The sequence below is a fragment of the Paenibacillus amylolyticus genome (genome assembly GCF_050990605.1).
GTDB lineage: Bacteria > Bacillota > Bacilli > Paenibacillales > Paenibacillaceae > Paenibacillus > Paenibacillus amylolyticus_H.
Genome location: NZ_CP158832.1, coordinates 5,247,596 through 5,259,376, shown reverse-complemented (window position 1 = coordinate 5,259,376; position 11,781 = coordinate 5,247,596). Strand labels below are relative to the sequence as shown.

Here is an 11,781-nt window from a genome sequence, read left to right as displayed (position 1 = left end):
TCCATGGCAACCCAAATTACAGCAAGATCTGAAAAGTAGGAGCAGGCCTAATTTGTTAAGTTATACTCGATAAGCGAAACCATAATAAGGAAGGGGCTGTAACAAAAAGGTTTAGAACATATGGAGGTTTGGAGTCAAAAACGTGTGATGTTGAGAAAAGACTGAATCATTTTATATAACCTAGAAGTGGAGGAATCATTTGTGAATATAGTGCGCGATAAAAAGGTTAGTCAATCAATAATAACAGTACATGATCTCAACCGGTGGTCAGGATTTATGGCAATAATAGCAGGGATTCTATATATCGTTATTCAGTTTATCCACCCGACAGATCATATCTCTTCTGTAAATACAAACTCTTGGGTAGTGGTTGCATCCCTGACTATGGCTATGTCGCTCTTTAACCTGATCGGAATTACTGGATTTTATGTAAGCCAAGCGAAAGAAGCGGGGTGGCTTGGCCTGGTCGGTTTCCTTTTGTTCAATCTGTTCTGGTTAATCTCATTCATTTTTAGTTTCATCGAAGCATTCGTTTTGCCGTTGTTAACAAGTGATGCTGAAAAGTTTGTGGAAGGAATGGTTGGGCTCTTTGGAGGAACAGTTAGTGAGGTTAATCTCGGGATCTTCCCAATATTAGCACCGCTCGCGGGAGTAATGTATATGCTAGGAGGTCTACTGCTAGCCATCGCTACAATACGTGCCAAAGTCTTGTCTCGCCTAGCAGGAATTCTGTTGGCCTTCGCTGCTGTAGTCACCATTACTGCTGCAATCATCCCCCATCCACTTGATCGGGGGTTGGCGATACCTATGGGAATTGCACTTATATGGATGGGGTATGTTATTTGGTCGAAACGTAAGTTAGCATCGAACTAGAGATGCCTTCGGGCTGATTTATATGGATGTAATGAATAGTCCTCTGACGGTTTGCTTCCTCGATACCATCAGATTTCCAGATCGTCAGGGAGTTTCTTGATTGGTGCGTAGATATGGTAAGTGGAGTCCAGGTTGTGGACGTCATTAAAAACCTGGATAAGTTCAATATCCGATTGATCAGCCTCTTGCTTGGAAATCTTTAAGAATCTGGCATAGTCTGATTTAAGCACTTCTCCAATATCAAGCAGGTCACCAAAATAGTTGAACCTCGCGCAAAAAATAGATGGTACATCAACCGTGAAATAAAAGGGTTTATCAATTTGAATGTCGTGTGGGATTCCGAACAGGACTTTGAATCGGGTTGAATTTGGTTGACAGTTTGAATAAATGACAAAACAAGAACCATGTATGCTTTCATCAATATGGTTCAACATCATTTTTGAATGGGAGTGAATCTTCTTCTTGTAATCATCAGTGGCTAGGTCTACTTCAAAGGCAATCCCGCTTATTCGGGTTTCTTTGAACTCTGTCAGTGTGAAATCCGTGATGATATCACCATTGATATTTTTAAATGGTCTTTTAATCACAGCAGGTATTTGAGTCGGAGAGATTTTTTTTAAGCCTGCTCTTAGTGAACTTGGAGCTACACCGTAATGTTGTTTGAATGCCCGGGTGAATGAGGCTTGCGTACCAAAGGCTAATTGATAAGCAATATTGGTTAGAGACATGTTGTTGTCATAAATGAGTGATAGGGTGGCATTCAATCTTCTAGATAGGATGTACTGATTTAACGAACAGCCCATCATGGCTGAAAAGAGCCTATGAAAATAGTATTTAGACATATTGAAAGTAAGAGCAACGGATGACACAGTTAGAGGCTGTTCTAAATTCTCCTCGATATGAATTAATACTTGTTCTATTATCCTATGATGGTTCATACTAACTCCCTTCATCTCACTTTCTAATTTTAGTGTTGAAGCTCTTATTTGTCTAGAACTGGGTAAACTTTAGTCCAAAGAAAATGTCAGTTGAACGGGAGCATAGCAACTGGCCTGCCTATTAATCTCTTTACTTAAGCGTAGATAGAGGCGTATAATCCCTTGAGTATCAGAGCATTGAAGAGGGGAAATCGTTATGAATAGTGGACTAATCAACGCAATCATTGCGTATATCATGTGGGGGGTTCTCCCACTGTATTGGAAGTTGTTTGAACATGTACCGGCAGGCGAGATTTTATCGCACCGGGTTGTCTGGTCATTTGTCTTTATGGGGATTTTCGTTGCCGTCCAACGTCGTTGGAGGGACATGAAGCGTATTCTGACCAGTCGTTCGACCCTGCTGTCCCTTACCGCGAGTGGGCTGCTAATTGCTATCAATTGGCTTATCTTCATCTGGGCAGTTAACAACGGTCATGTCGTTGAGACAAGTCTGGGTTATTATTTGAACCCTTTGCTGAACGTGTTACTGGCAGTTGTCTTCCTTCATGAAAAGCCAAACCGCGGACAATGGCTCGCGATTGCCATCGCTGGTGTCGCGGTGCTTATCATTGCCATCGACTACGGGCGTTTCCCATGGGTCGCGATCTCGCTGGCCGTGTCATTTGGCTTGTATGGTCTAGCGAAGAAGAAGATTAAGCAAGACGCTTCTGTGGGCTTATTTTCAGAGACAGCTGTAGTTCTGCCCGTCGCACTTGGCTACTGGATCTACTTGGCCGTTGTAGGAAAAGCAACAGCATGGACATTGCCTGCGCCGATGTTCTTCGAATTGATTCTTTCCGGTGTGGTGACGGCGCTGCCGCTGTTGTTCTTTGCAAGGGCGGCTGCTCGAATGTCGTTGTCCACACTAAGCTTCGTGCAGTATATTGGGCCAACAATCATGCTGATATTGAGTGTGTTTGTGTTCAAGGAAACCGTCTCGCCAGTTCTGCTCGTTGGTTTCGCGCTCATCTGGACAGCGCTCATCGTATACGCTGCTGCATCGATGCGCGCTACGAGACTTGCTAAGGTCAGCTGAACGTAGAGGTATTCTGGTATCATCATAGGTTGCCCTGTCTGCCAATCAGGTGGACAGGGCTATTCTTTGTTTGAGCGGGAACGATAACTCGACAAAAAACTAAAAAGTAGCTAGATCAAATTTATGGTAAAATACAGGAATGTTAACCAAAAAGAGTAATCGAAAAAAAGAGGAGGCAACAGATATATGTTGGTCAATGAGCTGTACCGTAAACGTGGTTTGTTCTTTACAAAGAATGATGTAGTTCAGACATTATTTCAGTTTTCTGTTTCAGCGATCATTGGTGTTATATATGGAGTTATGCTTATCAACGAGACGATGGGTGGATTTATTAATAAACTATTGCCGAGTACGGATGGTCCTGATCTTCATTTATATCTGCCTGTTGTGGTTGCGGTGCTTATCTACTCGTGCTTTATTCAGAAGAAACAACGAATTCTTCTTGAAAAAATCTCATTTAGTTGTCTCCATATTTTTGTTGCCCTGCTAGGCTGTGTTTCTTCAGTTATCGTGTTATTGGTAATCTAATCCGGATTCCTACGTATCCATACCTTCAGGCCCATCAACTGCGTCAATGACACCGACAGCGAGTGTTGTTACTGCAGCAGCAGCTAAAAGATTCTTGGCACCAAGCTTGACTCTGTCTTTATCTTCCTCTTTCAAGCCCACAACAACATCTTTACCGCTGTTATATACATACTTGGCTGATATCGCCACACCTTTTGCAGTAGTGGTTACGGCACCTCCAATATCGGCAAGCCCTGCGTCTATGGCGGTATCATCTTTTCGAATGGCACCACTGGCCAGATCATATGTCCCACTAGCCAGTTGTCCAACGGTTTTGCCTGTACTGATCGTAGCTTTCTCTACACCGTTCCCGATTTCTTTGATATAGGTGCTTCCCGCAAGTTCACCGACCACCCTCACACTGCCGCCCAATACTTTCCCGGTAACTTCCCCAGCCAATTGACCCATCCCTTTTAAAAAACTCATCCTTATGCCTCCGCTCCAATAAGAAGTTGATTCTACGTGTTATCTCAATAAACTTATTATATTCATATCTAAGCCAAAGAACATCAGTCTCCAGCCCGAGTGGTGCCACTCCTCGATTGATCGCGACACGCTATAGAAGTGCCCGACCCGATCCCGGAACGCCCACCACGCTACGCCCTAACGCTACCCAAATGGCACTCTCAGCTTGTGCAACTTGCTCCAACGCAAAAAAGGCGCTACTCCCACCAGGTAGCGCCCACTGCCTTGTTTTACCTTACTACCTACTCCATTTGACTACACACGGTTTTAGAAGTGTCTCAAGGAGCAGCAACGTAGTGGAGGGGGCGGAATCGATTCTGAAGAAGCGAAGCGTTCGCCTTTGTATCCTAATTTCAACTTATAAAAAGTTGTTCAAGAAATTAGGATACAACAGCGATCATAAGAACGATCCGCCACCGTAACGCCACCACTGCTCCCATCCAAACTTCTACCCACCGTACCTAGTCAATAAATCCTTCCATGACAGCCGTCGGCATCATATTAGACTGCCATGCGCCTTTGCCGTAGCCGCCGTTGTATCCTGGTGTAGCCTGTGGCTCCCAGTAGAATACACCTTTACCTTTGCCATTTGGCAGATTGCGAATTTGGTTTTTCATCGCTGCAACAAAACTTTTACCAGCTGCAGCCTGGTTATTGTCCATGCCAATTTCGGAGATCATAATCTCTTTACCATAACGGTTGATCATATCCTTGGCGTTGTTTACCGTATTTGTAACAGCGGTGTTCCAGCCGGAAGCGGAAGGATAGAGGGACATGGCGATCATGTCAAAGTTAGCTCCGTTATTGATCAGACCACCAATATTCCATACATACAGGGCGTTATCATCTCCACCGGCCAGATGCACAATGGTTTTGGTGCCGCTGCTTAGGGATTTTACTGCGTTATGGCCTGTGTTCACCAGCCACGCATAGTTTTTCATGTTGGTGGATGCTTTGCCATCTTCCCATAACATGCCGTTGCTTGTTTCATTCCCGATCTGTACCCAGTCAGGGGTAACGCCTTTGCTTTGCATCGCCGTCATCACATCACGAGTGTGGTTCCATACCGCATCCATGAGTTGTTGGAAGGTGTAATTTTTCCAAGCAGCAGGTTTGGTTTGTTGACCCGGGTCTGCCCATGAATCGCTATAGTGCAGGGTAAGCATTACACTCATGCCGGCATTTTTGGCACGTTGGGCGAGTGTAGCCGCACGATCCTTATTCATGTAACCGTTCCCATAATCATTCGAAGGATTAACAAAGACACGAATGCGAACCGAGTTGATTTGATAATCGTTTTTCAAAATATCAATGATGTCGCGCTGAACCCCGTTTTTATCTTTCCATTTGTAACCTTGGGCTTCCATACCGGGAACCCAACTGATGTCGGCTCCTTTGGCGAAACTTGGTGCTGCGCTGGCATGCTGACCTGCGGGCAACAGGATGGAGGTGAATAACAAAACAAAAGCCAACATGATGGATGTCTTGAAACCCCTTACATTTTTGAACATTACAAGATGCCTCCTCGGATTTTGGTTGAGTTGCATCCTAATTATAGCCATCTTGGTTTGCTCTACTAAAGGGTCTATTTCCAATATTTTGGGTGTTTTTTTAACCTCTCTACAGAAAATGAGAAAACAAAAAGCCGTCCGAAGACGGCTTTTCTACCCGTGGCGCTTTTTGAAACATTGATCCGTATCCCGCGCCTCCACCAGACTCTTTTAATTTGAGCTAGTGGATCGGGTAAGGGACACGTTCAACATGACATTAGAAATGTTGACGCACCTCCTTTCCTTGTGGCAAGAGTATACAACACCTTGTTTCGGAAAGCTAGTCTTTTTTACGTATTTATGCAAAATTATTTTTCGGTCTGGAACATCGTGATATCTCGTGCATAATGGCTCTTCGTTCCGTCATTGTTTCGGATGCGTACGCTGTCTTCACTGATCCGTTCCACAACGCCGCAACCCACTTCACAGTAGACGCCAGCCGGGTCTTCCTGCCATGCGCTTACCATACATTGGGATAGTGCAGCCGTGAAAAACTCTATATTTTTTTGTAACGTTCTAGGTTTGTTGGATTTCATTATATACTCCTTTAATCAAATATATTTGGAATGAGAACAAGCAACCGGACAAATCACACTGTACTTCACTTTACTCTGTCTATTGACCTTTGTAAAGGGATGGAAAAAGTTGCGGCCATGAGGTATCATTTACATAAATTTTACGTAGCGTTTACACTGCGCTGACGCTTGATGTTGATTACGAATAGTACAATTATAGGAGAACTTCTAACGAAGAATAGATATGCAACACATTCGGAGGCCATACATGCATAGAGACGTCAAAACAGGCAACTACGTTAATCGTGATTTGAGTTGGGTTGAATTTAATCGGCGCGTACTTCAGGAGGCCCAGGATCCAACAACGCCTCTGCTGGAACGCATGAGATTTCTCGGCATTGTCGCTAGTAATCTGGACGAGTTCGTCAGTGTCAGGGTGGCGGAGACCAAAGAGAAGATCAAGGCCGGATTCACGCAAAAAGATTTTACAGGATACACGCCTTCGGGATTATACCGCAGATTGATCAAACGAACCGGGACCATGGTCGCCGAACAGTATAAAACGTATCGTGAACTTATTCGTCTACTCGCCAAAAAAGGCGTGAACATTCAGGAATATACCGATCTTAATGTGACACAGCAGCGTGCAATGGACCAGTACTTTCATGAGATTATTTTTCCGGTACTCACACCGATGGCAATTGACCAGAGTCGTCCGTTTCCGCTGGTACACAACAAGTCTGTCTATCTGTCCGTGATGCTTCAGAAGGAGGGAGAGCAAGAGGGCGAGCCGTTTATGGCTATTGTTCAGGTACCTTCCAATCTGCCGCGAGTAGTTCAGGCTCCCATTCGGGCGAATAGCAAAAAGAAAACATTCATCCTGATTGAAGACCTCATCAAACATCATATTCACACGCTCTTTAGCGGATATGTCTCACTTGCTGCACAGGAATTCCGGGTGACCCGTAATGCGGATCTGTTCATTAATGAAGAAGAAGCGGAAGATTTGCTTGAGGCTATTGAAAAAGAATTGCGCCGCAGACGCCGCGGGGCTCCTGTACGACTGGAAGTTTGCAAGGATTTTCGTCCGGATGCCTTATTGGAATTGCAGGATGAATTCGATATTCAGGACCCGGTATATGAAATTGATGGACCACTTGATCTGAGTTTTCTGGCGGGATTCGTGGACAGTTTGGAAAGTTTCTCACATCTTAAGTACAGTCCGGTAAAGCCGGTCTATCCACCGGAGTTTCTACCAAGAGAAAGCCATTTTGAGCTGCTGCGCAAACGCGATGTACTGGTGCATCATCCGTATGAATCGTTTGAACCGGTCACTGATTTTATATTGGAGGCTTCCGAAGATCCAAGAGTACTGGCCATCAAGATGACATTATATCGAGTTAATGGCGATTCGCGTCTTATTCCAGCACTTGCACTTGCGGCTGAAAGTGGTAAGCAGGTCACGGTGGTGGTGGAACTGAAAGCCCGGTTTGATGAAGAGCGCAACATCGCTTGGGCCCGTAAGCTGGAGAAGGCCGGTTGTCACGTGGTTTATGGACTGGTTGGACTCAAGACCCATGCCAAAATCATTCTTGTTGTACGCAGGGAACAGCAGGGGCTGAGACGTTATGTTCATGTAGGAACCGGTAACTATAATGAGAGTACAGCCAAAGTGTATACGGACGTGGGACTGTTCACCTCCAATCCGATTATTGGGGAAGATGCATCCGAGTTGTTCAATGAGATTACCGGATATTCCGGTCCGAAGGCATTGCAGGCATTCCGCGTAGCTCCGGATGGTATGAAGGATGAACTGTTCGCACTGATTCGTAGAGAAACGGAGCATGCGCTGAAAGGCAAACCTTCCAGAATCATTGCCAAGATCAACTCCTTATCCCATCAGGATATGATTGATGAGTTGTATGAGGCTTCTCAAGCCGGCGTGCAGATCGATCTGATCGTGCGCGGCGTATGTTGTCTGCGTCCGGGGGTAGAGGGACTCAGTGAGAATATTCGGGTGATTAGTATTGTGGATCGTTTTCTGGAGCATTCACGGTTGTTTTATTTTGAAAATAGCGGCAACCCGGATGTATTCATCTCCAGTGCAGACTGGATGACACGTAACCTGAATCGAAGAATTGAACTGATGTGTCCTGTATTTGATCCAGAACTGAAGAAGATGCTGGTCGATATTCTTAATCTGTCCCTTATGGATAATGTCAAAGCCAGAGAGCTTATGCCTGGTGGCAATTATGTATTTGTCAAAAATGAAAAGCCCCCGCTGAGAAGTCAGACGGAGGCCATGGGGATTATCCCTTGGAAGCCTGCTGAATGGAGTGCGTTAACGTAACTCCCCAGGCTTCCTGCAGATCCTTAACGGCCTCTTCCAGGCCATCAAGTTCCAGTAACGGCTCTGCTGTACAGGTGAACTGCACCTGCAGCGAGTCGTTTTCTTTGGTTGCTTCGATCGCAGCGATGCTCTCGGATCGATTGATGGCTTCGGCTACGCGCAGCAAAGAGCCTATACGATGAGCATGTTGCTCATCCGAGTTTTTTAGAATGTCCCGATGCTTATTCAGCAGTTGGGGCGTTCTTTTTTTGGGATGATAGTCGGCCGCACTGGCACTGAGGATCGTCTCCCGGTGAGAAAGTCCATAAATGCTTGCATTCATAATCCAATAGGCCGAGTGCTGCGTATAACGGAAATAGTTAATCTGCTTACCTGCCATGTGCAGCATGGAGGACGCATACAGGATTCGGGCATCTGCTTGATCAGGAGCAGTACCTTGTAGTGCCGTATACAGGGTAACCGCATCCTGATGAATCCGTTGCAGACGTTTCTCCGGAATAGGCGGACCAAAATGGATAAAGTTGCGGATGCTGTCCTTCAGCGCGTCCGGAACGACCGGCTGACCCCCAGCCAAGTAATCACGCAGCAACCCGTCTCGTAGACCCGCACCACTAACCACATAACGATCTCCCTGTATTAACTGGAAGACGGTTCGCAGGATCAGTACACCGGGCACAATGATGTCTGCGCGATCTTTGGCGAGCCCGGGTACCTTTTTACGCTGTGCTGAGGTGAGATGTGGTAAGGAGCGAGCGATGTTCTCCATCGCTTCTTCACTGATCTCATAATGATGAGTAACAGGCAGCGAATACTGGGTACGCTTCTGTTCCACTTTGGCAAGTGTACGCATTGTGCCGCCAAGTCCGATGAGTGGCAGGCCGGGATGCTCACGAATCCAATCCTGTCCACGGAGAGCTTCAGTGACTTCGTTGCACAATGCATTTGCATTCTCCTCGGTCCACTGATCTTCGCCCCCGTATCGGGCATGTGAATTCACTGCACCAATAGGGAGCGAGATGCTATGTAACCTTTTCCGATCCCGAAAGACCGTGATCTCTGTGCTGCCGCCTCCAATATCCACGACGTAACCGTCTGCCAGATCAATGGATTGAGTGACACCAAGGAACCCGTAATAGGCCTCCCGATCTCCCGATACACATTCAATGGTAAGCCCCGTCTCTGTCTGCAGCCATTCAATAATCTGCAGGACATTGCTTGCATTCCGAATGGCTGCCGTAGCTGCTGCGCGAATCAGTTTGGTCTGATACGCTTCACAGGTCGCTTTGAATTGACGCAAGATGGTGATGGCTTTATCCAGAGAAGGGCGCAGAATGGTTCCATCGGACTCAACAACGCTGCTCAGACGAGCGGCGTATTTGTCTTCATGAATGATGCGATAGGCTGCATCATGATCCAGTTCATAGATAACCAGACGAATGGAGTTCGAGCCGATATCAATAATTCCTAAGGTTTCATTAGTACGTGTCATAAGCATCTCCTTCTACAGAGGTTCAACTACCCAAAGTGAAGAAGGGCAGCCATGGCTTCCGGTGAACCCGGCGGTGTGGCAGAGAAGGGCGTAGTTAACATAACAACAATGATAAAGACAATGAAACAGGCAAATATAAGACAACTCACGGCAAAGCCGCGATTACGCTTTTGCATAAACAGTCGAATACCTGTGACAAAGAGAAGTACCGTAACGGCTACCAGAACGATCGACATTGCAAAATAGGCTACGCCATAAAGTGATTTGAAAAATGCTTCCATTTGTTCTGAACGCTCCTTAGATCCTCATATTTAAGCCCTTCCAAGCCATTCCTTAGTAGCATACGACAGATTGACTTGTTTGAAAAGCAAACCGGGCGCTTGTTCCCGTTTCCGCCATCACCTGGGACAGGTTACATGGAAAAGGGGCCCTTGCCGTGGACAGACATCCAAGAAAGCAAGGCTTCTGTTGAGTATGTATAAGGAAGGACTATTGTTTCAAGGAAGGAGATCAACCCATGTCGAGACAACTTGCAAGCAAATGGCGGAAGACAGCGGCTCTGATGAAATACCCGGTAGCTGCTGTCCATATCCCACAGACCAAGGCATTCAACTCGGGTAATCTGCTGCACATGCTCAGTCGTTATGGAATGGTGTATGTCAAACCTATTGTAGGTGGTGGAGGTTACGGTGTCATCCGAGTATCGACGAGCGGTGGGGCTTATCGATACACCCATATGAAAACGACCTGTTCTTTCGCCAGTTTCAGCCAGATGTATCGCTCTCTGGTGCGTGTAAAGGCTAGACGCAGGTACTTGATCCAGCAAGGCATTCATCTGGCAACGATTCAAGGGAGACCTGTTGATTACAGAGTCAAAGTTGTCAAAACGGAACGAGGCTGGGTATTCCGTTCCTTGGTAGGACGACTCGCTCGTCCCGGGCTCTGTGTGACGAATCTGAGCAAGGGTGGCACCATGTTATCTGGAAGGCGAGCTCTTGGTTTATCCCTGCCCCATGTATCCGGTCGGCACAAACGCCGGGAGATGCGTTCACTTACACTGACATGTACGAACATTATGGAACGTCAGTTCCCCGGTGTAGGCCAGCTTGGTTTTGATTATGGACTGGATTACTCAGGGAAAATATGGATTTTGGAAGTGAATACCAGACCACAATAGAAAATGAATGGGAAAGCTCAAGAAAATCCAAGAAAAACCGATAATATATAGAAGAAAACGGTATGAAAAACGTTTGAAATTTTACATTACAGGGTAATTTACTCGCAACAAGTCTTGAAACTATGAATTTATGCCAAAAAAAATACGCTGATAAACGTTCTGAAAGTAGTACAAACTTCCTGTGCATAAATATTGTCCACACTATACACGTTGATTACTCTATATTTTTTCCATTTATCAACAAACTATGCACAGGATTTCCACATATCATTGTGGATAACAAGAACGCTTGTTCTCTATATGAATCTCTGATATGATAGTTTTGAGGAAAAAAAAGGAAAGGTTGTGGCGGGAAATGGCTATGTTATCCGATGAGATGTTGTTGGATTCCTACCATAAAGCGATTGAGTTGAATCTCGAACGAGATTTCATCGCACTGCTGTTGGCAGAAATCCATAAGCGCAAACTGGGTACCGACGTATCTGCCATTCTTCACTAGAGATCCTCATTGCAGGCAATGTTACAGGTTTCCGGACAAGTCCCATAGTGAGACAGGCCATGGCGTGCTCGTCTGACAATGGGAACAATACATCACATGATTGCAAACGGTTTCGACTTCGTCTGCCGTGTCAGAGGAAGGTTGGAATACGTAGGGGCTGTATGGTCCGGTGTAGTCGTCCAATTTGCCGCATTCTAACAGTCCCTGAAGGCAGTGGGGGCAAGCCTGCTCCGGTACAACCAGACCGTTACACAGCGGGCATATATAAGACAAGGGTATCCCT

13 protein-coding genes are annotated in these 11,781 nt (G+C 45.9%); 6 read left to right on the top strand and 7 right to left on the bottom strand.

The features are described 5' to 3' along the window. Nucleotides 1-201 precede the first annotated feature (201 nt). Nucleotides 202-873, top strand: coding sequence for a hypothetical protein (locus tag ABTV53_RS23115; protein ID WP_433746936.1), 672 nt, complete (start codon nt 202-204; stop codon nt 871-873). 68 nt (nt 874-941) lie between these two features. Here ABTV53_RS23115 and ABTV53_RS23110 read toward each other — a convergent pair whose 3' ends face one another. Beyond that, nucleotides 942-1,811, bottom strand: coding sequence for a helix-turn-helix transcriptional regulator (locus ABTV53_RS23110; RefSeq protein ID WP_433746933.1), 870 nt, complete (start codon nt 1,809-1,811; stop codon nt 942-944). A 196-nt stretch (nt 1,812-2,007) separates the two neighbouring features. Here ABTV53_RS23110 and rarD point away from each other — a divergent pair, with 196 nt between their 5' ends. Next, a complete protein-coding gene (rarD, locus tag ABTV53_RS23105; RefSeq protein WP_433746930.1) occupies nt 2,008-2,886 on the top strand; it encodes an EamA family transporter RarD in 879 nt (292 codons plus the stop codon). Between the two features lie 186 nt (nt 2,887-3,072). Further along, a complete protein-coding gene (locus ABTV53_RS23100) occupies nt 3,073-3,414 on the top strand; it encodes a hypothetical protein (RefSeq protein WP_433746927.1) in 342 nt (113 codons plus the stop codon). Nucleotides 3,415-3,423: 9 nt separating this feature from the next. Here ABTV53_RS23100 and ABTV53_RS23095 read toward each other — a convergent pair whose 3' ends face one another. From ABTV53_RS23095 to ABTV53_RS23085, 3 genes are all read right to left on the bottom strand, one after another. After that, nucleotides 3,424-3,879 (bottom strand): hypothetical protein, encoded by a 456-nt coding sequence (locus tag ABTV53_RS23095; protein WP_421891715.1) that lies wholly within the window; start codon nt 3,877-3,879, stop codon nt 3,424-3,426. A gap of 500 nt (nt 3,880-4,379) precedes the next feature. Further along, entirely contained in the window at nt 4,380-5,429 is a 1,050-nt protein-coding gene (locus ABTV53_RS23090; RefSeq protein WP_421891712.1) for a glycoside hydrolase family 53 protein, read from the bottom strand. A gap of 347 nt (nt 5,430-5,776) precedes the next feature. Further along, nucleotides 5,777-6,004, bottom strand: coding sequence for a hypothetical protein (locus ABTV53_RS23085; RefSeq protein ID WP_338588477.1), 228 nt, complete (start codon nt 6,002-6,004; stop codon nt 5,777-5,779). Nucleotides 6,005-6,251: 247 nt separating this feature from the next. Between ABTV53_RS23085 and ppk1 the strand changes: the two genes are divergently transcribed. After that, the gene (ppk1, locus tag ABTV53_RS23080) at nt 6,252-8,333 is read left to right on the top strand and encodes a polyphosphate kinase 1 (protein WP_339310725.1); all 2,082 of its coding nucleotides are present in this window, start codon (nt 6,252-6,254) and stop codon (nt 8,331-8,333) included. On the opposite strand, the gene ABTV53_RS23075 is transcribed toward ppk1, so the two are convergent. Together ABTV53_RS23075 and ABTV53_RS23070 are read right to left on the bottom strand one after the other, a co-directional pair. After that, entirely contained in the window at nt 8,293-9,822 is a 1,530-nt protein-coding gene (locus ABTV53_RS23075; RefSeq protein WP_433746922.1) for a Ppx/GppA family phosphatase, read from the bottom strand. The genes ppk1 and ABTV53_RS23075 overlap by 41 nt on opposite strands. A 26-nt stretch (nt 9,823-9,848) precedes the next feature. Continuing rightward, complete coding sequence (locus tag ABTV53_RS23070; protein WP_017692428.1) at nt 9,849-10,103, bottom strand: hypothetical protein; 255 nt, start codon at nt 10,101-10,103, stop codon at nt 9,849-9,851. 236 nt (nt 10,104-10,339) lie between these two features. On the opposite strand from ABTV53_RS23070, the gene ABTV53_RS23065 reads away from it, so the two are divergent. After that, nucleotides 10,340-10,999 carry a YheC/YheD family protein gene (locus ABTV53_RS23065; RefSeq protein WP_433746919.1) on the top strand — a complete coding sequence of 220 codons (660 nt, stop codon included), beginning with the start codon at nt 10,340-10,342 and terminating at the stop codon, nt 10,997-10,999. A 355-nt stretch (nt 11,000-11,354) separates the two neighbouring features. Further along, the gene (locus ABTV53_RS23060) at nt 11,355-11,498 is read left to right on the top strand and encodes a sporulation histidine kinase inhibitor Sda (protein WP_017692430.1); all 144 of its coding nucleotides are present in this window, start codon (nt 11,355-11,357) and stop codon (nt 11,496-11,498) included. Between the two features lie 21 nt (nt 11,499-11,519). Here the strand turns inward: ABTV53_RS23060 and ABTV53_RS23055 are convergent, their stop codons facing one another. Beyond that, complete coding sequence (locus ABTV53_RS23055) at nt 11,520-11,771, bottom strand: hypothetical protein (protein ID WP_433746916.1); 252 nt, start codon at nt 11,769-11,771, stop codon at nt 11,520-11,522. Nucleotides 11,772-11,781: the final 10 nt, after the last annotated feature.